This is a genomic window from Oceanitalea stevensii, from assembly GCF_014837105.1.
Taxonomy (GTDB): Bacteria; Actinomycetota; Actinomycetes; order Actinomycetales; family Actinomycetaceae; genus Oceanitalea; species Oceanitalea stevensii.
The window spans coordinates 1-22,374 of sequence record NZ_JACSPO010000019.1 but is presented as its reverse complement, the minus strand read 5'-3'; the positions used below and the strand labels follow the sequence as shown (position 1 = coordinate 22,374).

At 74.5% G+C, this 22,374-nt stretch carries 17 protein-coding genes; 13 read left to right on the top strand and 4 right to left on the bottom strand.

Annotated features, from left to right (window positions below; translation table 11 throughout):
- The 3 genes from H9624_RS16075 to H9624_RS16065 form a co-directional block, all read left to right on the top strand.
- The coding region (locus tag H9624_RS16075; protein WP_251840910.1) for a carbohydrate ABC transporter permease at positions 1-779 on the top strand (779 nt) is incomplete at its 5' end.
- On the top strand, positions 776-1,669 hold the full coding sequence (locus tag H9624_RS16070; RefSeq protein ID WP_251840909.1) for a carbohydrate ABC transporter permease: 894 nt from the start codon (positions 776-778) through the stop codon (positions 1,667-1,669). The genes H9624_RS16075 and H9624_RS16070, both read left to right, overlap by 4 nt.
- Positions 1,670-1,814: 145 nt before the next feature.
- Entirely contained in the window at positions 1,815-4,043 is a 2,229-nt protein-coding gene (locus H9624_RS16065; protein WP_504740268.1) for a beta-xylosidase/alpha-l-arabinosidase, read from the top strand.
- A 242-nt stretch (positions 4,044-4,285) separates the two neighbouring features.
- Here H9624_RS16065 and H9624_RS16060 read toward each other — a convergent pair whose 3' ends face one another.
- Genes H9624_RS16060 through H9624_RS16050 form a run of 3 tightly spaced genes read right to left on the bottom strand, consistent with a single transcriptional unit; the run spans position 4,286 to position 6,776 of the window.
- Positions 4,286-5,497 (bottom strand): MFS transporter, encoded by a 1,212-nt coding sequence (locus tag H9624_RS16060; RefSeq protein WP_251840908.1) that lies wholly within the window; start codon positions 5,495-5,497, stop codon positions 4,286-4,288.
- A 29-nt stretch (positions 5,498-5,526) separates the two neighbouring features.
- Positions 5,527-6,369 (bottom strand): DUF3027 domain-containing protein, encoded by an 843-nt coding sequence (locus H9624_RS16055; protein WP_251840907.1) that lies wholly within the window; start codon positions 6,367-6,369, stop codon positions 5,527-5,529.
- A 23-nt stretch (positions 6,370-6,392) separates the two neighbouring features.
- On the bottom strand, positions 6,393-6,776 hold the full coding sequence (locus tag H9624_RS16050; protein ID WP_251840906.1) for a cold-shock protein: 384 nt from the start codon (positions 6,774-6,776) through the stop codon (positions 6,393-6,395).
- A 189-nt stretch (positions 6,777-6,965) separates the two neighbouring features.
- On the opposite strand from H9624_RS16050, the gene H9624_RS16045 reads away from it, so the two are divergent.
- The 4 genes from H9624_RS16045 to H9624_RS16030 all read left to right on the top strand — a co-directional run bounded on the left by H9624_RS16045 (position 6,966) and on the right by H9624_RS16030 (position 14,028).
- On the top strand, positions 6,966-8,804 hold the full coding sequence (locus H9624_RS16045) for an SseB family protein (protein ID WP_251840905.1): 1,839 nt from the start codon (positions 6,966-6,968) through the stop codon (positions 8,802-8,804).
- Positions 8,801-11,044, top strand: a complete 2,244-nt coding sequence (locus H9624_RS16040) for a helicase-associated domain-containing protein (RefSeq protein ID WP_251840904.1) — start codon at positions 8,801-8,803, stop codon at positions 11,042-11,044. The genes H9624_RS16045 and H9624_RS16040 overlap by 4 nt, the downstream gene beginning before the upstream one ends.
- 181 nt (positions 11,045-11,225) lie before the next feature.
- Entirely contained in the window at positions 11,226-12,155 is a 930-nt protein-coding gene (locus H9624_RS16035) for a type IV toxin-antitoxin system AbiEi family antitoxin (protein ID WP_251840903.1), read from the top strand.
- Between the two features lie 211 nt (positions 12,156-12,366).
- The gene (locus tag H9624_RS16030; protein ID WP_251840902.1) at positions 12,367-14,028 is read left to right on the top strand and encodes a DNA repair helicase XPB; all 1,662 of its coding nucleotides are present in this window, start codon (positions 12,367-12,369) and stop codon (positions 14,026-14,028) included.
- A gap of 135 nt (positions 14,029-14,163) precedes the next feature.
- Here the strand turns inward: H9624_RS16030 and H9624_RS16025 are convergent, their stop codons facing one another.
- Entirely contained in the window at positions 14,164-15,141 is a 978-nt protein-coding gene (locus H9624_RS16025) for a Gfo/Idh/MocA family protein (protein WP_251840901.1), read from the bottom strand.
- Between the two features lie 105 nt (positions 15,142-15,246).
- On the opposite strand from H9624_RS16025, the gene H9624_RS16020 reads away from it, so the two are divergent.
- The 6 genes from H9624_RS16020 to H9624_RS15995 form a co-directional block, all read left to right on the top strand.
- A complete protein-coding gene (locus H9624_RS16020; protein ID WP_251840900.1) occupies positions 15,247-16,149 on the top strand; it encodes an NUDIX hydrolase in 903 nt (300 codons plus the stop codon).
- A gap of 40 nt (positions 16,150-16,189) precedes the next feature.
- A complete protein-coding gene (locus H9624_RS16720; protein ID WP_307784977.1) occupies positions 16,190-18,223 on the top strand; it encodes a TPM domain-containing protein in 2,034 nt (677 codons plus the stop codon).
- Between the two features lie 66 nt (positions 18,224-18,289).
- Entirely contained in the window at positions 18,290-19,027 is a 738-nt protein-coding gene (locus tag H9624_RS16010; RefSeq protein ID WP_251840899.1) for a PspA/IM30 family protein, read from the top strand.
- A 122-nt stretch (positions 19,028-19,149) separates the two neighbouring features.
- Complete coding sequence (locus H9624_RS16005) at positions 19,150-19,716, top strand: NYN domain-containing protein (protein WP_251840898.1); 567 nt, start codon at positions 19,150-19,152, stop codon at positions 19,714-19,716.
- Positions 19,717-19,718: 2 nt separating this feature from the next.
- A complete protein-coding gene (locus H9624_RS16000) occupies positions 19,719-21,218 on the top strand; it encodes an amidohydrolase (protein WP_251840897.1) in 1,500 nt (499 codons plus the stop codon).
- Between the two features lie 388 nt (positions 21,219-21,606).
- A partial coding sequence (locus H9624_RS15995; protein WP_251840896.1) for a type IV toxin-antitoxin system AbiEi family antitoxin occupies positions 21,607-22,374 on the top strand: 768 nt, incomplete at its 3' end.

Below are 22,374 nucleotides of genomic sequence, written 5' to 3'. Positions count from 1 at the left end.
GCCCGCTCGACGACTTCGTCGGCCTGGCGAACTACACCCGCGCCCTGCAGGACCAGATCTTCACCAGCGCGGTCATGCACAACCTCACGATCGTCGTCCTGTCGATCCTCATCCAGCTGCCCCTCGGCCTGGGGATCGCGCTCCTGCTCAACCGGGAGATGTGGGGACGTTCCTTCCTCCGGGTCGTCATCTTCGTCCCCTACGTCCTGGCGGAGGTCGTCGCCGGCGTCGTGTGGTTCATGCTCCTGCAGCCCAACGGTCCGGTGGACGCCGCCCTGGAGGCCGTCGGCCTCGGCAGCCTCGTCCAGGTGTGGCTCGGGGACCCGGAGGTCGCCCTCTACACCGTCATGGTCGTCCTCACCTGGAAGTACCTGGGTCTGGCCGTCATCCTCTTCCTCGCGGGGCTCCAGGGCGTGCCGCCCGAGCTCTACGAGGCCGCGCAGATCGACGGCGCCTCGTGGTGGCAGGTGCAGCGCCGCATCACCGTGCCGCTCCTCGGCCCGACCATCCGCACGTGGGGCTTCCTCTCGATGATCGGCTCGCTCCAGCTCTTCGACATGGTCTGGATCCTCACCAAGGGCGGGCCGGCGAACTCGACGATCACGATGGCGATCTACCTCATCAACCAGGGGACGAACCGGAGCCTGTACGGCTACGCCTCTGCCGTCGCCGTCCTCCTCTTCGTCATCTCCCTCGTCCTGGCGCTCACCTACCAGCGCCTCATCCTGCGGCGTGACACCGACATGCCCCGCACCAGCCGGAAGAAGGTGACCCGATGACCGCCGTGGTCCCCGTCTCCCGGCCGGAGGAGAGCGTCGCGCCGGACCCGCAGCGTCGGCGACGCAGCACCGCGTTCGCGGGCGGCAACCCGCTCGTCTACGGGATCGCGCTCGTCGTCGTCGCGGCCACCCTCGCCCCGGTCGTCTACGCCGTGCTCGGCGGCTTCCGCAGCAACGCCCAGCTCGCGTCCGACCCCGTGAGCCTCCCCGACCCGTGGGTGCTGAGCAACTACACGAACGTCATCACGTCGTCGAGCTTCTGGCGCTTCGCCCTCAACTCGACCATCGTCTCGCTCATCACGACGGCCGTCGTCGTCGTCTTCGGGATCATGGCGGCCTACCCGCTGGCGCGCTACACGTTCAAGGGCCGCGAGTCGCTCTTCCTCGTCTTCGTGCTCGGCCTGCTCTTCCCGCTGACCGTCGCGATCATCCCGCTCTTCCTCATGGTCCGGGACCTGGGCCTCACCAACAGCGTGTGGGGCGTGGCGCTGCCGCAGGCGGCCTTCGCCCTGCCGATGACCGTCGTCATCCTGCGGCCCTTCCTCATGGCGCTGCCCAAGGAGCTGGAGGAGGCCGCGCTGCTCGACGGCGCCAGCCGCATCGGCTTCTTCTGGCGCATCCTGCTGCCGCTGTCCGGGCCCGGCATGGTGACGGTCGGCGTCCTCGCCTTCGTCGCCTCCTGGAACGCCTACCTGCTGCCGCTGCTCGTCCTCAACGACCCCGCGTCCCAGACCCTGCCGCTCGGTGTGGCGGGCTTCTCCACCGAGCACGCCCAGGACACCGCCGGCGTCCTCGCCTTCACCTCCCTGGCGATGATCCCCGCCCTCGTCTTCTTCCTCACGGCCCAGAAGCGGATCGTCAACGGCCTCCAGGGCGCCGTCAAGGGCTGAGGCCAGCACCACCCCGTCCCGGCCGAGCCGGGCCCCGAACGAAGGAACACCCGTGACCGACACCGTCCCCGCCCAGCCGGACACCCTGGCCCGTGGCGCTCACCAGGAGCCCGCGAGCGCGCGCGTGCGCGAGCTCCTCGACTCGATGACCCTCGACGAGAAGCTCGCGCAGATCGTCGGGCTGTGGGTGGGTGCCGGCTCGGACGGCGAGGTCGTGGCCCCGCTCCAGGACGCGATGCTCGACGAGGCGCCCCGCTTCACCGAGTTCGCCCGGCACGGGCTGGGCCACCTCACGCGGGTCTTCGGCACGCGCCCGGTGGAGCCGGCCGTCGGCCGCCGCGCCCTGCTGGAGTCCCAGCGCTGGCTCGTGGAGAACACCCGCCTCGGCATCCCGGCCATCGCCCACGAGGAGTGCCTCACCGGTGTGGCCGCCTGGCGCGCCGCGACCTTCCCGACGCCCCTCGCCTGGGGCGCGGCGTTCGACCCGACGCTGGTCGAGGAGATGGCGGCCGCGATCGGTGAGTCGATGGCCGCCCTCGGGGTGCACCAGGGCCTGTCGCCCGTGCTCGACGTCGTCCGCGACGCGCGCTGGGGCCGGGTCGAGGAGTGCATCGGTGAGGACCCCTACCTCGTCGGCACCGTCGGCACCGCCTACGTGCGTGGCCTGCAGAGCGCGGGGATCCACGCCACCCTCAAGCACCTCGTCGGCTACTCCGCGTCCCGCGCCGGGCGCAACCTCGCCCCCGTGAGTGCCGGGCCCCGCGAGATCGCCGACGTCCTCCTGCCGCCCTTCGAGATGGCGGTGCGCGACGGCGGAGCCCGCTCGGTCATGCACGCCTACACCGAGATCGACGGCGTGCCCGTCGCGGCGGACCCGGAGATCCTCACCGGCCTGCTCCGTGAGCAGTGGGGCTTCGACGGGACCGTCGTCGCCGACTACTTCGGCGTCGCCTTCCTCCACCTCCTGCACAGCGTGGCCGCCAACCCCGGCCACGCGGCCCAGCTCGCCCTCGCCGCCGGGATCGACGTCGAGCTTCCCACCGGCAACGCCTACCTCGCCCCGCTCCGCGAGCGCGTCGAGGACGGGCGGACACCGGTCGAGCTCGTCGACCGTGCGGTGCTGCGCGTGCTGCGCCAGAAGGAGGAGCTCGGCCTGCTCGACGCCGACTTCTCCGCCGACGTCCCCGAGAACGAGATCGACCTCGACCCGCCGCACCACCGCGCCCTCGCGCAGCGGCTCGCCGAGGAGTCCGTCGTGCTCCTCAGCAACGACGGCACCCTGCCGCTGGCCTCCCCGGCCCGCGTCGCCGTCCTCGGCCCGAACGCGCACCGGGTCCCCGCGCTCTTCGGCTGCTACTCCTTCGTCAACCACGTCATCCCGCAGCACCCCGGCACGGAGGACGGCATCGCCGCCCCCACCGTGCTCGAGGCGCTGCGCACCGAGGGCGTCGCCGCCACCTACGCCGCCGGCTGCGCCGTGGACGACGACGACCGCTCCGGCATCCCCGAGGCGGTGGCGCTCGCCGCGGAGGCGGAGGTCGCCGTCGTCGTCGTCGGCGACCAGTCCGGCCTCTTCGGGCGCGGGACCGTCGGCGAGGGCTGCGACCGCGACGACCTCGAGCTGCCCGGCGTGCAGCGCGAGCTCGTCGAGGCGGTGCTCGCCACGGGCACCCCCGTCGTGCTGGTCCTGCTCACCGGCCGCCCCTACGTGGTGGACTGGGCGCTGGACCGGGCCGCCGCCGTCGTCCAGAGCTTCTTCCCCGGCGAGGCGGGCGGCGCGGCACTGGCCGGTGTCCTCACGGGGCGGGTCAACCCCTCCGGGCGCCTGCCCGTGAGCATGCCCCGGTCGGCCGGCTCCCAGCCCTACTCCTACCTGCACCCCGCGCTCGCCGGCCCGTCCTCGACGACGAACCTCGACCCCACCCCCGCGCTGCCCTTCGGGCACGGGCTCGGCTACACGACCTTCGCCCGGACCGGGCTGCAGGTGGCCGCGCCGGAGGTGGCGACCGACGGCAGCATCGCGGTGTCCGTGCGGGTGCGCAACACCGGCGAGCGGGCCGGGACCGACGTCGTCCAGCTCTACGGGCGCGACGTCGTCGGCACCGTCACCCGGCCGGTCGCCCAGCTCCTCGGCTACTGCCGCGTCGACCTCGAGCCCGGCGAGGAGGTGACCGTCCACCTCACCGTCCCCACGACGCGCCTCGCCTTCAGCGACCGCCGCATGGTCCGGGTCGTGGAGCCGGGCACCGTCGAGCTGTGGGTGGGGCCGAGCTGCGCGGAGCGCGAGACCGAGGCCACCGCCGAGCTCGTCGGCGGCGTGCACGAGGTCCGCCCGCAGGACCCCCGCCTCACCCGCACCGAGATCACCCGCTAGCACCCAGCCGCGACAAGGCGCTCGCCCCCTCACGTCCCGCCCCGCCCCCGCCCTCCCCGCCGAGCGCTGACTTGTTACTCCCCCAGCGCCTCCCCTCCCCGCCGAGCGCTGACTTGTTACTCCCCCAGCGCCTCCCCTCCCCGCCGAGCGCTGACTTGTTACTCCTCCAGAGTCCCGCTCCCCGCTGCCCGGTCGGGGCTCAGCGAGTAACAACTCAGCTCTCGGCGCGGGAGGGGTGGGGGTTACAGGAGGCCGGCGCGGCGGCGGGTGGTGCGGGTGGCGTGGACCGACCAGCGCGGGACCCAGCGGGCCAGCGCCGCGGTCGCGAGCCCGCCACCGGCCGCCATCACCCAGATGCCGGCGGCCAGCGAGCCGAGGGCGGCGCCGCCGGAGACGACGAGCGGACCGAGCGCGGCCCCGCTGTCCTGGAACACGCGCCAGATCCCGAGGAACTGGGCCCGCTCCCCCGGTGGGGCGGTGTCCGCGCCGAGCGTCATGAGGATGCCCGAGCTCATCCCGTTGCCCAGGCCGAGGAGCACGGCCACCGCGACGACGGGACCGAGCGTCGTCGTCAGCGGCAGGAGGGCCATCGCCAGGCCCATGGTGAGCATGGCCGGCACCCCGATCCACAGCCGTCCGAAGGAGTCCATCACCTTCCCGGCCGGGTAGAAGAGCAGCATGTCCGCCGCGCCGGCGATCCCGAAGACGATGCTCGTGACGGCGGGGTCCAGGCCCAGGTGCTCGGTCCACAGCGGCAGCACCGTCTGGCGGGCCCCGCGCACGGCGCCGACGAGGAGCACCGCGACCCCGAGGGTGGCGAAGACCTGCCGGTGCTCGACGAGCACCGAGCGCATCGACCGCCGCGGGGGCGCGTCCCGCCGCGGCGCCGCGCCCGCGGCACCGGGCTCGGAGGGGACGGCCGCGATGACGGCCGTGGCCACGAGGGAGGTGCCCAGGGCCAGCCAGTACCCCGCGCGGACGTCGGCGCCGTGGATGACGGCCGCCCCGGCGAAGGGGCCGATGAACAGCCCGATGCGGTGGACCCCGGCGAGGGTCGACAGCACGCGGGCACGCCGCAGCGGCGGGGTGATCTCGGTGAGGTAGGCGTGGCGGGCGAGGTTGAACACCGCGTTCGCCGCGCCGATGACGAGGACGCTCACGGCGAGGAGCGCGAGGTTCGGCGCGAGCGCGAGGCCGACGAAGCCGAGCGAGGCCACGAGGCCCGCGAGCAGCATCGCGCCGCGGTCACCGACTCGGGCGGACAGCGCCCCGGCGGGGACGTCGGCGAGGAGCTGGCCGATCGGCAGGAGGGCCGCCATGAAGCCGGCGACGGCGAGGGACGCGCCCAGCGCCGTCGCCGTGAGCGGGACGATCGGCAGCATCGCGCCGATCCCGATCTCGAAGACCAGGGAGGGCACGAAGGCGCCCAGCACCACGGGACGCATGGGGAACATGGGTTCCCCGCGCCCGGCCGCGCGTGCGGTCACGAGGCGTCGGGCGTGGTCCCCGTCTGCGGCTCGCCGGCCGGCGGGTCGTGCGGCTGCGCGACGGAGACGACGTCGAGCTGGAGCTCGTCGATGACCGGCGCGGTGGGGTTCCAGTCGCTGGGCCGGTGGCGCTCACCGGTCTCGGAGTGGGAGCCGCAGCCGTGGTCGAGGCTGACGACGCCGCCGTCGTCGGGGGACCACTCGTTCGCGCACACCCCGAAGACCTGGCGCAGCGAGCCGGCCAGGGGGAGGAAGAAGGCGCAGGTGGAGCACTGGGCGCTCGCGGCGCGGGCGCCGCGGGAGGTGGGGCCGCGCTCCCCCTCGTACCAGCGCGTCGCGGCCTGGCTGCGGCCCGCGGCCGACAGCACGCGCTCCCGGCCCAGGCCCACCTCGTAGGCGAGCTCGGGGCCGAGGACGTCGGCGTCGGTCCCGGTGGCCTCGTACCCGGCGTCCAGCCGCTCGTCGTCGCCGATGTAGGGCAGCTCGTCGGTGGGGCCGACGTCGCTGGGCTGCAGCCGCTCGGACCACGGCACCCAGCCGGGCGCGAGCACGGCCTGCGAGCCGGGCAGGTGGTTGACCTCGACGACCGTGGCCCGGCGCGCGCGGGGCGGCCGTGCCAGCGTCACGGCCCAGTACCAGCCGCGGTAGCCGGGCAGGAGGGAGGTGAAGACGTGCGTGAGGAGCCGGGAGTCCTCGACGACGTAGCCCGCGTGCTCCCCGACCTGTGCCTCTCCGACGTCTGCGACGACGGCCTCGCGGGCGAGGTCGACGGCCCCGGCCAGCACCGCCTCCTTGGCGGGCGGGGCGGTGCGGGGCACGAGCACGGCGGCTGCAGTCACGACTTGATCCTAGTTGCCGAGGCTCAGGCGTCGAACTGGTCGGCGAGAACGCGCAGGACCTGGGCGAGCTTCGTCCCGCGGCCCTTCTCGGGATAGCGGCCGCGGCGCAGCTCGCCGGAGGCGCGGTCGAGCTCGCGGATGAGGTCCTCGACGATCGGCACCATGTCCTCGGCCGGACGGCGGTGCGCCTTGGCGACGGACGGCGGCGGGTCGAGCAGGCGCACGGACAGCGCGGAGGGGCCCTTGCGGCCGTCGGCGAGACCGAAGTCGACCTTCGCGCCGGGCTTGGGGTTGGGGCTGTCCGCCGGCAGCGCCGAGGCGTGGAGGAAGACCTGGGTGCCGTCGTCGGCGGTGATGAAGCCGAAACCACGGTCGGCGTCGAACCACTTGACCTTGCCGGTGGGCATGGGACCTCTCTGGGGCGGTGCAGGGGCGGAGGAGGCGGCATCGTGCCGCCGGGGGGAACGACCAGTTTACCGGCCCTGGAACGCGCTTCGGGCCCGTTCCGCTCCGGGTGATCGCGGGGCCCCGGCGGGCTATACCGTGGACGACGGGGCCGGGAGGTCCTGGCGCACCGAGCGAGCGAAGGGCGAGAGATGACGCAGCAGTCCCCGGACCCTGTCCAGCAGGAGGTCCTCAGCGTGCTGGCCCGTTGGATGGTCGACTCCTTCCCCGCCGAGCCCGGCTGGGACGAGCTGCACCTGCAGCTGCGGCCGCTGCGTGACGTCGTGTCCTTCCGGGTCGTCGAGGTCCGCGGCGAGGAGCGCACCGCCCGCCTGGGCCGACTGACCGCCGACCAGCCGCCCTACACCCTCGCCCGGCGCCTGCAGGACCTCAGCGCCCAGCCCGAGCAGGGCACGTGGATCGAGGCCGCGCTCACGCTGAGCGCCGTCGACTGGCCCGAGCCCACCTTCACCGTGACCGGCCGCTTCAACCGCGACGGCGAGCCCGCCCCCTGGCGTGAGGGCGAGGAGCCGCTCGACGCGACCGACCTCGTCCACCACCTCACCCGCTACCCGCGCCGCGAGGACGCCGTGCCCGGCTGGATGGCCCAGCGCATCACCGCCGCCGGCCTCGCCGTGCCGGGGGCGCGTGGCGCAGAGGAGACGACGGCGGGGCCGACGGTCACCGCGGCCGAGCCGGAGGGGGCGGCGGTCGCGAGCATCGCCGAGCCCGGTGACCGCCCGCGGCCCGAGGTCCTCGACATCGCCGTCGACCGCGACGGCCCGGTGCTCGCCGACGGCACCCGGCCCGGACGGCGTCGCCTGCGCCTGGGCGGCTCACTGCGCCTCCTCGACGTCCTGGAGACCGTGGGCGTCCCGCTCACCTTCGTCGACGACCGCGGCACGTGGATCGTGCGCCTGGGCGAGTCGCGCGACGCGGGCCAGGTCCTCGCCGTCGTCGAGCAGGGACCGGGCGCCTCCACGGGCGCCGTCCCCGACGCGCGTGTCCACCTCCTCACCGAGGCGCAGCCCGCCGACCTCCTCGACGAGGACGGGCGCCTGCTCCTCTACTACTGCTCGGTGCCCGGGGAGCTGGAGGTCGTCCTCGACAGCGCCCGGCTCGGGGAGATCGTGCCCCCGCCCGCACCGGCCACCCCGCCGGACAACGCGCTGGTGCGTGCCGCCGTCGCCGAGTTCGCCGCGGACCCCGGGCCGAAGCGCATGCTCCACGTGCTGCGCCAGGCCCTGGGCGGGAAGCTCGTCGTCGACGCGACCGGCTCGGAGCTGCCCGCGCCCGGCACACCGGCCCCGGAGCTGCGTCTCACCACGCTGACTGCACCGGACGGCAGCCGCGCCCTCGCCGCGTTCACGAGCAACGCCGCCCTCGCGGAGTTCCGCGCCAAGGCCGCCACGACCGAGGAGCGGGTGACCGGCATCGCGCAGGCCGGTACGGCGCTGCTCGAGACCTTCCGCAAGGCCGAGGAGCTCGGCTGGTTCCTCATCGACCCCAACGGCCCCTCCTGCGCCATCGGCCGCAAGGAGGTCGAGCTCGCCCTCGCTGCGCCGAGCGCGAGCGCCGTCAAGGACCTGCTCACGGGCTCGTACACGGCCCAGAAGCTCGTCACCGCGCTGAGCGAGCCGGGCACCCACCTGTTCATCGCCCACACCGAGACCGACGGCCGCGCCGGCCCCGTCCTCGTGCGCGACCGTACCGACGGCAAGCCGGTGCTCCTCGCCTTCACCTCCCCCGTCGAGGTGGCCGCCTACAACCCCGACTTCGGCGCCCGCCGGCTCCCGGCCGGGGCCCTGCTCCAGCTGGTCGTGGCCAACCGCGCCAAGGCGCTCCTCATCAACCCGTCCGGCCCCCAGGGCGTGCTGCCCCTCGCGCAGGTGTGGCACGCGCTCGGCAACCCCGAGCTGCCCCCGGCACCCGCCGGGACCGGCGACGGCGGCGGCACGGCCACCGACGACGGCGAGGGCACCACCCCGTGACCACCGGTGGGACGGCCCGGCTGGCCGACGTCGTCGCCGAGCTCGCCCGGCGCCCCGACGCGGACGTCGTCACGCTCCTGCGCGAGCGGCCCGACCTGCCCGTGCCACCGCCCACGACCCTCACGGCCCTCGCCGCGCGCGCCTGCTCCCGCCCCTCGGTCGAGCGGGTGCTCGCGGGCCTGGACCAGCACGTCCTGGAGATCGCCGAGGCGGTGTGCGCGCTCGGCGGGCTCGGCCCGGTGGACGCGACGGCCCTGCGCTCGGCCACGGGCGCCGCGGACGCGAGCGCGGCGGCGCGTGTGGACGAGGCGTACACCCGGCTGGAGCGCCTGCTGCTCGTCGTCGGCGGGCTGCCCGTCCTCGCGCTCCACGAGGCGCTCGGCCCGTACCCGGCCCGGCTCGGCCCGCCGCTCGCGGCGCTCGACGCCGTCCATGCACCCGTCACCACGCCCGAGGCGCTCACCGCGGTGCTCGCCGACGCTCCCCCCGCCGCCCACCGCGTGCTCGACGCGCTCGTGACCGGCACGCCCGTCGGCGTGACGAGCGGGGAGCCGGCCGGTGCCACGCGCTGGCTCCTCGACCACGGCGTCCTCCAGCGGCTCAGCGCGACCCAGGTCGTGCTGCCCCTGGAGACGGGTCTGGCCGCGCGCGGCGGACGCACGCACCCCGAGCCGCACCCCCACCCACCACGGGTGGAGGCGCCCACCCGGCCGGCCGCCGTCGTCGCCGCCGAGTCCACGCGTGCCGCCGAGGAGCTCGTCCGGCTCGTGGGCGCCGTCGTCCGGCAGTGGACGCAGGAGCCCGCGCCCGCGCTGCGCAGCGGCGGCCTGGGCGTCCGTGAGCTGCGCCGGCTCGCCGGCGACCTCGGCACCACGCCCGAGCAGGCGGCGGAGATCGTCGAGCTCGCCGCGATGGCCGGTCTCGTCGGCCCCGACGACGACGGCGAGCGCCCGGTCCTCGGGCCCGCCGCCCCGGCCGCGGACTGGGCCGAGGACGAGCTCGCCGACCGGTGGGTCGCCCTCGCCGAGAGCTGGCTCGCCTCCCCGCGGATGCCGTGGCTCGTGGGCACCCGTGACGACCGCGGCACGCTGCGTGCGGCGCTCGGGCCGGGCCTGGAGCGGGGCTGGGCGGCGCGGCTGCGCCGTCGGGTGCTCGCCGTGCTCGCCTCCCTGCCCGCCGGGACGGCGCCGGCCGCCGCGGACGTCCACGCCGCGCTGCGCTGGCAGGCGCCGCGCGCCACCCCGCCGGAGGCGAGCGTCGCCGCCGTCCTCGCGGAGGCGGAGCTGCTCGGGCTCACCGGCGCCGGTGCGCTCGGCTCCGCGGGCCGCGCGCTCGCGGACGGGGCCGGTGACGTCGCCGCGGCCCTCGCGGCGGACCTGCCGGAGCCGGTGGGCGAGATCCTCGTCCAGGGCGACCTCACCGCCGTCGTGCCGGGGCGTCCCACGCGCGAGCTGGCCGAGCTGCTCGACCAGGTGGCCGACGTCGAGAGCCGCGGCGCGGCCCTCACGGTGCGCTTCACCGCGGAGTCGGTGCGGCGGGCGCTGGACGCCGGGACGGAGGCACCGGCCCTCCTCGAGCGGCTGGCCGCCGTCTCCCGGACCCCGCTGCCGCAGGCGCTGGAGTACTTGGTGGGAGACACCGCCCGCCGGCACGGACGGCTGCGCGTGGGTGGTGCCGGCAGCTACCTCCGCACGCCGGACGAGGCCACCACCCGCGCCCTCCTCACCGACCCGCGGCTGGCCGCCCTGGGCCTGCGGCAGATCGCCCCGACGGCGCTCGTGAGCCGCGCCCTGCCCGGGGAGCTGCTCGAGACGCTGCGCCGCACCGGGGCGGCACCGGTGCTCGAGGGCCCCGGAGGCGCGTCCGTCGGTGCCCGGGCGGAGGTGCGGCGCGCCGTCCGCACGGCCCCGCGCGTGCAGCGGGCGGGCGAGGTCCACGTGCAGGGACCCGACGACGTCGCCCTCGAGCGGCTCGTCGGCCGGATGCGGGCCGGCCAGGAGCGCGCCGACCAGCGCGACGACCTCCCGGCGACCGACCCGGTCCACACCGTCGCGGCGCTGCGGGAGGCCGCGAGCGCCGGCAGCGCGGTGCGCGTCGTCCTCATCGGCGCGAGCGGCAAGCCCGAGCGCCGGCGGGTGCGGCCGGTGAGCGTCGAGGGCGGTCGCGTGCGGCTGATCGACCTCGACCGCGAGTCCGAGCTCGTCGTCGCCATCCACCGCATCAGCGCCGTCGCCGACTGACCGCCCCTCCCGTCCCCCCTCCCGCCGACAGCCGGATTCCTCCGCGCCCGCCGGGTCACCCCCTTCCCCGACAGCCGGATTCCCCCGCGCCGGTGCTCCACACGTCTCGCCGGCGCGAGCGCTGTCCCCCGTGTCCCGGCACGGGCCGCCCTCACCTGCTCGGCGCCCGCATCGTCGGACCATGAAGCTGATCACCGAACCCTTCACGCTCCGCGAAGCCGCCCGGCACGGCCTCGACACCTATGCCCTCACCGAGCTCTGCCGCACCGGTGAACTCGTCCGTCCTCATCAGGGCGTCTACATGCCGGCGGACCTCGCCGACAATCTCGACGCACGCATCGCGGCCACCGCTCTCGTGCTGCCGCGAGGCGCCGCAGTGGCTCGTGAGTCGGCGGCCTGGATCCTCGGACTGGACGTGCGACCGCCCGAACGGTGGCGGGCGCCACCGCTTCTCGAGTGTCTGGTTCCCCTCGGCGCCGTGCGCCCCGACCGCCCGGGGATCAACGCCTTCATCAGCGACCTCCCGCCGGAGGACATCGCCATGGTGAGTGGGCTCCCCGTCACGACCCCGACCCGCACGGGACTGGACCTCGCCCGCTACCGGCCGCGATTCATCGGCCTGGGGTCTGTCGATGCCCTGACCCATGCAGGGCTGACGACGATCGGCGAGCTCGCGGCGGCTGCCGAGCGGCTGCGCGGGAGGCGCTTCATCCGTCGCGCACGTGATGTCATCGATCTCTGCGAGCCCGCTGCCGAGTCACCTCCCGAGTCCTGGTGCCGGCTGCGCCTCATCGAGGCGGGGCTGCCTCGCCCGGTGGTCCAGATCAGCCTCACCGATGAGCACGGCCGCGAGGTCTACCGCCTCGACATGGGGATCCTCAAGGAGCGGGTCGGTATCGAGTACGACGGCAGGGAGCACCATCTCCGGACCGTCGCCCAGCAGCGGCACGACGAGAAGCGCCGACGCGACATCCGCGACCGCTTCCGATGGACCGCACTACCGGCTACCTCGCGCGACATCCTGGGCCGTGAGCCACTGCTCGAGCATGCGGTCATGGAGCTGCTCGGCATCTCGCTGGAGGTGCGGAGAAGGCGCTGGGAGCACGCGTAGCCGATCCAGCGATGGGGTTCGAGCCGGACAGGCTGCGGAGGAGTCCGGCTCTCCGCGGACGAGACACGCGCCGGGAGAGCGCGGGCCCGCTGCGGAGGAATCCGGCTGTCGGCGCAGGAGGAAGGGGCGAGGGGCGAGGGGCTGGTCGAGAGCAGGGCAGCGAGGGGGACGTCACTGGGAGCTCGCCCGCCTGCGGGGTGACAATGGTCGGATGCCTGATGGCCCGCTCATCGTCCAGTCCGACAAGACCCTCCTCCTCGAGGTCGACCACCCGCGCGCCCGGGACGCCCGCCGCGCGATCGCCCCGTTCGCCGAGCTCGAGCGCGCCCCGGAGCACATCCACACCTACCGGCTCACGCCGCTGGGGCTGTGGAACGCGCGCGCCGCTGGACACGATGCCGAGCAGGTGGTGAGCGCGCTCATCGACTTCTCGCGCTACCCCGTCCCGCACTCCCTGCTCGTCGACGTCGCCGAGACGATGGACCGCTACGGGCGCCTGCGTCTCGTCGCCCACCCGGCCCACGGGCTGGTCCTGGAGAGCACCGACAACGCCGTGCTCGAGGAGGTGCTGCGGTCCAGGAAGATGGCCGGCCTCGTGGGCGAGCGGCTCGACCCGAGCACCGTCGTCGTCCACGCGAGCGAGCGCGGCCAGGTCAAGCAGGTGCTCGTCAAGCTCGGCTGGCCGGCGGAGGACCTCGCCGGGTACGTCGACGGCGAGGCGCACCCCATCGCGCTCGAGCAGGACGGCTGGGCGCTGCGGCCCTACCAGGAGGAGGCCGTCGACACGTTCTGGCACGGCGGCTCCGGCGTCGTCGTCCTCCCCTGCGGGGCGGGCAAGACCCTCGTCGGTGCCGGGGCGATGGCCCGCTCGGCGACGACGACGCTCATCCTCGTCACCAACACCGTCTCGGCCCGCCAGTGGCGCGACGAGCTGCTGCGCCGCACCACCCTCACCGAGGACGAGATCGGGGAGTACTCCGGGGCGCGCAAGGAGGTGCGGCCGGTGACGATCGCGACCTACCAGGTGCTGACGACGAAGCGGAAGGGCCTCTACCCCCACCTCGAGCTGCTCGACGCCCGCGACTGGGGCCTCATCCTCTACGACGAGGTCCACCTGCTGCCCGCCCCGATCTTCCGGATGACGGCGGACCTCCAGGCGCGCCGCCGGCTCGGGCTCACCGCCACGCTCGTGCGCGAGGACGGCCGGGAGGACGAGGTCTTCTCGCTCATCGGCCCCAAGCGCTACGACGCACCGTGGAAGGACATCGAGGCGCAGGGCTACATCGCGCCCGCCGAGTGCACCGAGGTGCGCCTGACCCTGCCGGACAGCGACCGGATGGTCTACGCGACCGCCGAGGCGGAGGACCGCTACCGGCTCGCCGCGACCGCCGGCGGCAAGGAGCGCGTCGTCGAGGACGTCGTGCGCCGGCACCCCGGGGAGCAGGTCCTCGTCATCGGGCAGTACCTCGACCAGCTCGAGGACCTGTCCGCGCGGCTGGACGCCCCGGTCATCACCGGCGCGACGAGCGTGACCCAGCGCGAGCAGCTCTTCGGGCAGTTCCGCGCCGGTGAGCTGCCGGTGCTCGTCGTGTCGAAGGTCGCAAACTTTTCCATCGACCTGCCCGAGGCCTCTGTCGCGGTGCAGGTGTCCGGGTCCTTCGGCTCCCGCCAGGAGGAGGCGCAGCGGCTCGGCCGGCTGCTGCGGCCCAAGGCCGACGGCAAGACGGCGCACTTCTACACCGTCGTCACCCGCGACACCGTCGACCAGGAGTTCGCCGCACACCGGCAGCGCTTCCTCGCCGAGCAGGGCTACTCCTACAAGATCGTCGACGCCGAGGACCTCAGCGACACCGCCCTCCCCGCCGACGGCTGAGCTGCCGGCCGTCAGGTCGGGCCCTCGGAGGAATCCGGCTGTCGGCGGAAGGGGCTGGGGGCGACGGCCCCGGAGGAATCCGGCTGTCGGCGGAAGGGGCTGGGGAGGGGAGGGGGAGGGGGCAGGGATCGGCCCTCAGGCGTAGGCGAGCTCGGTGATGCGCTCGAGGGTCACCGCGGTGCGGCGGGTGAGCGCGGCGTCCTCCGGGTCCGGCGTGCCGGTGCGCACCCGGTCGGCGAAGCGCGCGACCTCCGTGCCGTACTGGTCGCCCTCGACCTCGACGACGGCGGTCTCCTCACCGTCGCGTTCGAGCACGATCCGCGCCCGCCCCTCCCGCTGGTCCGCCCGGAACACGTCCGGCAGGTGGATCGTGCCCGCGCTGCCGATGAGCCGCGCCTCCGCGCGGAAGGCCGCGTCGAAGGAGCAGTGGAGGTTCGCCGTCACCCTCCCGTAGCGCGCGGCGACCGAGACGCGGGTGGCCGCCCCGCCCGGCTCCTCGGTGCGCGCGACCACGCCGAGGTCGTCCGGCTCGGTGCCGGTGAGCCAGCCGAGGAGGTCCACCGGGTAGCACCCGATGTCGTTGTGGGCGCCGCCGCCCAGGTCGCGGCGCAGCCGGATGTCGAGCGGCTCGGAGCGCGCCTGGACGAAGTGGAATGAGGACTCCACGGTGACGAGCTCACCGATCTCCCCGCCGTCGAGCATCTCGCGCACCCGCTGCAGCTGGGGGTGGTAGCGGTACATGAAGGCCTCGGCGACCTGCACGCCGGCCCGCTGGGCGGCCGCCTCGACGGCGTCGAGCTCGGCCACGCCCTGGACGATCGGCTTCTCGCACAGCACGTGCTTGCCCGCCTCGACGGCGGCGATGGTCCACCGCGCGTGCTCGGTGTTGGGCAGCGGCACGTAGACGGCGTCGATGCCGGGGTCGGCGAGGAGCTCCTCGTGGCTGCCGTAGTGCCGGGCGATGGCGAGCCGCTGCGTGTAGTCCTGCGCCCGGCCGCTGGCCGAGCTCACCGCCACGACCTCACCGGCACCGGCCCGCCGGATCGCGGGGATGACCGCCTTCTCGGCGATCCGGGCCGCACCGAGCACGCCCCACCGCACCACGTCCACCATCGAGCTCCTCCTCCTGTCACGGGCTGCGGTCAGGCTAGCGCGACGCACCGACCAGCCCGGCCGACCGCCGTCGTCCTCCCGCGACCCGGCATGATGGGGCCCGACATGACGACGACGGGAGGCCAGGTGGACGAGGAGCGCGTGAGCGCCGAGCTCGTCGCCGTCATCACCGCGGTGCAGAACGACGTCCCGCTCGTCCTCACCACGGCCGACGGCCAGCTCCTGCCCTCGGGCCCGCTCCAGCCCGGCGGCGGCTCCATGCAGGCCGGCATGCGCTCCTGGGTCACCCGTCAGACCGGCTACGAGCTCGGCTACGTCGAGCAGCTCTACACCTACGCCGACCGCAGCCGCGGACCCAGCCCCGTCCTGGAGATCTCCTACCTCGGCCTCACCACCGTCTCCGCGGTGACGCCGGGCTGGCGCAGCTGGCTCGAGTACTTCCCCTGGGAGGACCAGCGGGGCGGCGACGGCGTGGTCGAGGAGGTCCTCGCCCCCGCCCTCGAGCGGTGGGCCACGACGACGGCGGACGACGAGCTGGCCCAGCGGCGCCGCCTCCGCACCGCGGTGACCTTCGGGCTCGAGGACCACCCGTGGCTGCCCGAGCTGGCCCTCCAGCGCTACGAGCTCCTCTACGAGGCGGGGCTCGTGCCCGAGTCGGGGGGCGCCGGCGCCCCCGGTCTGCCGATGCAGCGCGACCACCGCCGGATCCTCGCCACCGGCATCAGTCGCCTGCGGGCCAAGATCCAGTACCGGCCGGTCGTCTTCGAGATGCTCCCCGAGAGCTTCACCCTCGGCCGGCTGCAGACGACGGTCGAGGCGGTGGCCGGGCAGCCGCTCCACAAGCAGAACTTCCGCCGGCTCGTCGAGCAGCAGGAGCTCGTCGAGGAGACCGGGGAGGTCGACTCCTCCACCGGCGGCCGCCCGGCCAAGCTCGTCCGCTTCCGCCGCGCCGTCCTCGACGAGCGCGAGGCCGTGGGGACCAAGCTGCCCATCGCCCGGCCCCGGTAGGCGCATTGCGTTGCACCGGCGGGGAGGCGAAGATCGCAGGGTGAGCCAGACCTCCTCCCGGCGCCTGCGCGCCGCCCTCGTCGCCCCCCTCCTCGTCCTGCTCGGCCTCGTCGCCGGGCCGGCGGCCGCGGAGCCGCCGTTCTACCTCGAGGGCCCGGTGACCGACGAGGCGGGCGTGCTCGACGGCGGGGAGGTCGGTGACATCGAGGACGCGGTCACCGAGCTCCAGGAGGAGCGCGGCGTCGACCTCTTCGTCGTCTACGTCGACACCTTCGACGGCATGGACCGCGAGAGCTGGGCGCAGGAGACGATCAGCACCTCCGACCTCGGCACCGACGACGTCCTCCTCGCCGTCGCCGTCGAGGACCGCAACTACTGCCTGTGCGGGGACACGACGACGATCTCCGAGGAGGGCCTGCAGTCCGTCAGCACCCAGGACGTCGAGCCGGAGCTGCGGCAGGACAACTGGGCCGAGGCGGCCGTCGCTGCCGCCGAGGGCCTGCGGGAGTGGGACGGCAGCGGAGCGGGAGCGCCCGGCCCGGGCAGCAGCAGCGGCGGCGGGATCAGCTTCGGGACGATCTTCGTCATCGGCCTCCTCGTCATCGCGGCCATCTCCCTCTTCTCCTGGGTGCGCGGCCGCAACAAGCGGGGCACGGCCCCGCGCGGGCCGCGCGGCCAGGAGCTGCCCGCCGACCACCCGCTGCGCCTGCCCACCGAGGAGCTCAACAAGCGGGCCGGCTCGGCGCTCGTCGCCGTCGACGACGCGATCCGGTCCTCCGAGGAGGAGCTCGGCTTCGCCCGCGCCCAGTTCGGCCTCCAGGCCACCGACACCTTCGGCAACGCGCTCGCCGAGGCGAGGACCAAGGCCGCACGCGCCTTCCAGGTGCGCCAGCTCCTCGACGACGACCAGCCCGAGACCGAGCCGCAGGCGCGGACGATGATGGCCGAGATCCTCACCCTGTGCGACGACGTCGCCACCACCCTGCAGGAGCAGGCGTCCCACTTCGCCGAGCTGCGCGACATGCAGTCCCGCGCGCCGCAGGTGCTCGGGGAGATGGAGATCCGCGCCGGGGAGGTCGAGGGCCGCCTGCCCACCGCACGCGTCGTGCTCGACGGGCTCGCCGCCCGCTACCCGGCCTCCGCGCTCACCTCGATCTCCCAGAACCCGCAGCAGGCGACCGGCCTGCTCGAGGGGGCACGGGAGGCGATCGCCGAGGGGCGTCGCCACGTCGACGCCGGTGACCGGGCGGCAGCAGTCGCCGCGGCCTACACCGCGCAGGAGGCGATCGGCCAGGCCGCCTCCCTCCTCGACGCCGTCGACCGCGCCGGGGACGACCTCGCCCAGGCGGGGAAGCGGCTCGACGCCGCCCTCGCGTCCATCGGCTCCGACGTCCAGGACGCCGCGCGCCTCGCGCCGGACGACGCCGTCGTCGCGCCCCGCGTCGCGGAGGCCCGCGCCGCGATCGAGCAGGGCAACCGCGCACGCCAGGGCGGGGACCCGCTCGCCGCCCTCGAGCGGCTCAGCGCCGCCGAGGACGCCCTCGACGCGGCGCTCGCGCCCTCCCGCCAGCTCGACGAGCGCCGCGAACGCGCCCGCACCCAGCTCGCTCACCGGCTCGACGCCCTCAACGCCCGCATCGGCGCCGTCTCCGACTTCATCCGTACCCGGCGCGGCGCCGTCGGCAGCGAGGCCCGCACCCGGCTGTCGGAGGCCACCCGGCTCGCCGAGCAGGCCGCCGCCCTCGCCGGCAGCGACCCCGAGCGTGCCCTCGTGCTCGTCCAGGAGGCCGAGCAGCGCGTCGCCGCCGCCCAGCAGCTCGCCGAGCGGGACACCAACTCCTTCGGCGGCTTCGGTGGGGGCTTCGGTGGCGGCTACGGCGGGCAGCGCGGCGGCGTCGACGTCGGCTCCCTCATCCTCGGCGGCATCCTCCTCGGCGGCGGCAACCGCCACAGCGGCTGGGGCGGTGGCGGCTTCGGCGGGGGTGGCGGCTTCGGTGGAGGCGGGGGCTTCGGCGGAGGCGGAGGCGGCTTCGGCGGGGGTGGCGGCTTCGGCGGCGGCGGCGGACGGTTCTGACCGGACGGGCCCCGCACGGCAGGCTTTGCAAGAATCCATGAGCACCACACGACGAAGGGCAGCACCATGACCGAGAAGCAGAGCATCCTGGGGCGCATCGCCCAGCTGACGCGGGCGAACCTCAACGCGCTCATCGACCGCGCGGAGGACCCGCAGAAGATGCTCGACCAGCTCGTGCGCGACTTCACGAACTCGATCGTCGAGGCCGAGGAGGCGGTGGCCGTGACGATCGGCAACCTGCGCCTCGCCGAGCAGGACCACGCCGCGGACCTCGAGGAGGCCCGCGACTGGGGCAACAAGGCCCTCGCCGCGTCGAACAAGGCCGACGAGATGCGCGGGGCGGGCAACGCCGCCGAGGCGCAGCGCTTCGACGACCTCGCGAAGATCGCCATCACCAAGCAGATCGCCGCCGAGCAGGAGGCTCGTGACGCCGAGCCGATGATCGCCTCGCAGAACGAGGTGGTCGACAAGCTCAAGACCGGCCTCACCCAGATGCGCACCAAGCTCGAGGAGCTGAAGTCCAAGCGCGACCAGCTCGTCGCGCGCGCCAAGACCGCCGAGGCCCAGGGCAAGGTCCAGAGCGCGATCTCCTCGATCAACGTCCTGGACCCCACGACGGAGATCTCCCGCTTCGAGGAGCAGGTCCGCAAGGAGGAGGCCCGCGTCGCCGGCCGCGCGGAGATCAACGCCGGCTCGCTGGAGTCGCAGTTCGCCGAGCTCGAGGACTACGGCACCAAGAGCGAGGTCGAGCTGCGCCTCGCCGCCCTCAAGCAGGGCAAGACGCCGGGCCAGATCGAGGCCTGAGCCACCAGCCGCACCACCGCGTGGGGCCCGGGTCCGTGACGGACCCGGGCCCCACACGTCTTTCCGGGCGCGACGCGGCCCGGCAGCCGCCGTCGTCGTCCACTCGTCGCTAAGGTGAGCCCATGCCCGACGCGCCGCGCACGTACCTGCTCATCGACGGTGAGAACATCGACGCCACCCTGGGGATGAGCGTCCTCGGCCGGCGCCCGGCCCCCGAGGAGCGGCCCCGCTGGGACCGCATCCTCGACTTCGCCCACGCCGCCTTCGACCAGCCGGCCAAGGGCCTGTTCTTCCTCAACGCGAGCTCGGGGCAGATGCCGATGAGCTTCGTCCAGGCGCTGCTCGCGATGAGCTTCAACCCGATCCCGCTGTCCGGTCTCTCCTCGGAGAAGGTCGTCGACATCGGTATCCAGCGCACCCTCGAGGCGATCGCGGACCTGCCCGAGGGCGACGTCCTCCTCGCCAGCCACGACGGCGACTTCCTCCCCCAGGTGGAGCAGCTCGTCGACGCCGGCCGCCAGGTGGGCGTCATCTGCTTCCGCGAGTTCGTCAACCACCAGCTCACCGAGCTCACCTCGCGCGGGCTGCGGATCTTCGACCTCGAGGACGACCTCGGCGCCTTCCAGACGCCGCTGCCCCGCGTGCGGATCATCCCGCTCGCGAGCTTCGACCCGAGCCGCTACCTCTGACCGTGACGAGCCTGCTCGTGCGGCGGGCACGGCTCGTGCCGGTCGCCTCCCGTCGCGGTGCCCCCTCCCCGGGCGGCGCCGTCGTCGACGTCCGGGTGACGGACGGGCGCGTCGTCGAGGTCGGGCCCCGGCTCGCGGCCGGTGGCGAGGAGCTGGACGCGGACGGACGCTGGCTCGTGCCCGGGCTGTGGGACCAGCACGTCCACAGCAGCCAGTGGGCGCGGTCCTTCACCCGCATCGACCTCACGACGGCGCGCAGCGCGGCCGACGCGGTGGAGACGGTGCGCGCGGCCGTCGCCGCCCGTCCGCCCGCGCCGGGCGCGCTCGTCGAGGGCTACGGCTTCCGCGACGCGCTGTGGCCGGACCTGCCGACGACGACGGCGCTGGACCGGGCGGCACCGGGCGTCGCCGTGGTCCTCGTCTCGGGTGACGTCCACTGCGGCTGGCTGAGCACGGCCGCCATGCGGCAGCTGCGGGTCGCGCCCCGCGACGGGCTGGTCCGCGAGCACGAGTGGTTCGACGTCCTCGCCGCGATCGGGCGGCTGCCGCAGTCCGACGACGACGGGCTGCGGGCGGCGATGGCCGCGGCCGCGTCCCGCGGGGTGGTCGGCGTCGCCGACATGGAGTTCGCGGCCAACCACCGCGTGTGGCCCGAGCGGGTGGCCGCGGGCCTGGACGCGCTGCGGGTGCGCACCGGCGTGTACACCGACGACCTCGACGACGTCCTCGCTGCCGGTCTGCGCACCGGCGACCCGCTGCCCGGCGGGCGCGGCCTGCTCACCATGGGGCCGGTCAAGGTCATCTCCGACGGCGCGCTCAACACGCGCACCGCCTTCTGCCACGAGCCCTACACCGCCGTCGGCGCCGACGCCGGAGCCGGGGCGGGGCACGGGGAGCAGACGGTCCCGCCGGCCGAGCTGCGTGAGCTCATGCACCGCGCCGCCGGAGCGGGGCTGGCGACGGCGGTGCACGCGATCGGGGACGCCGCCGTCACCATCGTGCTCGACGCCTACGAGGCGACGGGTGCCCGCGGCACCGTCGAGCACGCGCAGCTGGTGGCCGCGGCGGACGTGCCGCGCTTCGCGTCGCTCGGGGTGGCCGCCAGCGTGCAGCCGGCGCACCTGCTCGACGACCGTGACCTCGTCGAGGCGGCCTGGCCGGGCCGCGCGGAGCGGACGTTCCCGCTGCGCCACCTGCTCGACGCCGGCACGGAGCTGCGTTTCGGGTCCGACGCACCCGTCGCGCCGCTCGACCCGTGGCTCGCCATGGCGGCCGCCGTCACCCGCACCGCCGACGAGCGTCCGGCGTGGACGCCCGCCCAGTGCCTCACGCCCGCGGAGGCGCTGGCCGCGAGCACCGACGGCTGGGGCACCGTGGCGCCCGGCCACCCCGGCGACCTCGTCCTCCTCGACGCCGACCCGCTCGCCCCCGGGGCGGACCTGCGCACCACCCCCGTCGCCGCCACCCTCCTCGCCGGCCGCCCCACCCACACCACTCTCTAACCCCTCCCGCCTCAACCCCTCCCGCGAGCGCTGACTTGTTCCCCGGCGGCCCCCTCACCCGCCGAGCGCTGAGTTGTTACGCCCTTCATCCCGCCGAGCGCTGAGTTGTTACGCCACGTCCCCACGCGCTCCCCCTCCTTCACCGCCGAGCGCTGAGTTGTTACCCACGACTCCACGTGTCCCCCTCCCTCCTCTACCCGCCGAGCGCTGAGTTGTTACGCCACGTCCCCACACGCTCCCCCCTTTGACCGCCGAGCGCTGAGTTCTTCCGCCTCCGCGGGGACGACGCGTCGGAACAGTGCTCCACAGATCGCACCCACCACCCCGATGTCCCCACGTCCTCACGTACGGCGGAGGCTGCTTCGGCAGTCGCTGCCACCGTCTACCGATGGACGTCATCTCTGAACCATTCACCTACGAACAGGCCCGACGACACGGTCAGACGGCCAACGACCTCGTCGAGCTCTGCCGTGCAGGCGAGCTCGTTCGCCCACATCGCGGTGTCTACCTGCCCGCTCACCTGGTCGACGACCTCGATGCGCGCGTGGTCGCTGTCGGCCTTCTCCTTCCGCGGGGCGCTGCGGTCGCCCGCGAGTCTGCGGCATGGATGCTCGGGCTCGACGTCCGCCCACCGGAGCGGTGGCAGAGCGCCCCCAAGCTCGAGTGCCTCGTGCCCCTCGACGGGATACGGCCGCGGCACCCCGGCGTCAACGCCTTCATCAGCGCGCTGCCCCCGGACGACATCGTCGTCATCAACGGCATCGCGTGCACCACGGCGCCTCGGACAGGCCTGGACCTCGCCCGCTGGCGTCCCCGCTTTATCGGGCTCGGCGCGGTCGATGCGCTGACCCATGCCGGACTGACGACCGTCACTGAGCTCGCGGAGGCGGCGGGCCGCTTGGCTGGTCACCGCTTCATCCGACGGGCACGCGAGGTCATCGATCTGTGCGAGCCCGCCACGGAGTCAGTCCCTGAGTCGTGGTGCCGGCTCCGCCTCATCGAGGCCGGCCTCCCCCGACCAGCCGTCCAGATCAGTCTTCGGGACTCGGCCGGCAGGGAGGTCTATCGACTCGACATGGTGAATCGCCCCGGGTTTCGTAGAGGCTCGGTTACGTGGAACCAGCCCCGGTCGGGACAGGTGTTTCAGGGTAGTGCT

Coding starts and splice junctions, on each gene's coding strand:
- H9624_RS16070 (WP_251840909.1), top strand. CDS start 776: ATGACCGCCGTGGTCCCCGTCTCCCGGCCGGAGGAGAGCGTCGCGCCG.
- H9624_RS16065 (WP_504740268.1), top strand. CDS start 1,815: ATGACCCTCGACGAGAAGCTCGCGCAGATCGTCGGGCTGTGGGTGGGT.
- H9624_RS16060 (WP_251840908.1), bottom strand. CDS start 5,497: ATGTTCCCCATGCGTCCCGTGGTGCTGGGCGCCTTCGTGCCCTCCCTG.
- H9624_RS16050 (WP_251840906.1), bottom strand. CDS start 6,776: ATGCCCACCGGCAAGGTCAAGTGGTTCGACGCCGACCGTGGTTTCGGC.
- H9624_RS16045 (WP_251840905.1), top strand. CDS start 6,966: ATGACGCAGCAGTCCCCGGACCCTGTCCAGCAGGAGGTCCTCAGCGTG.
- H9624_RS16035 (WP_251840903.1), top strand. CDS start 11,226: ATGAAGCTGATCACCGAACCCTTCACGCTCCGCGAAGCCGCCCGGCAC.
- H9624_RS16030 (WP_251840902.1), top strand. CDS start 12,367: ATGCCTGATGGCCCGCTCATCGTCCAGTCCGACAAGACCCTCCTCCTC.
- H9624_RS16025 (WP_251840901.1), bottom strand. CDS start 15,141: ATGGTGGACGTGGTGCGGTGGGGCGTGCTCGGTGCGGCCCGGATCGCC.
- H9624_RS16020 (WP_251840900.1), top strand. CDS start 15,247: ATGACGACGACGGGAGGCCAGGTGGACGAGGAGCGCGTGAGCGCCGAG.
- H9624_RS16010 (WP_251840899.1), top strand. CDS start 18,290: ATGACCGAGAAGCAGAGCATCCTGGGGCGCATCGCCCAGCTGACGCGG.
- H9624_RS16005 (WP_251840898.1), top strand. CDS start 19,150: ATGCCCGACGCGCCGCGCACGTACCTGCTCATCGACGGTGAGAACATC.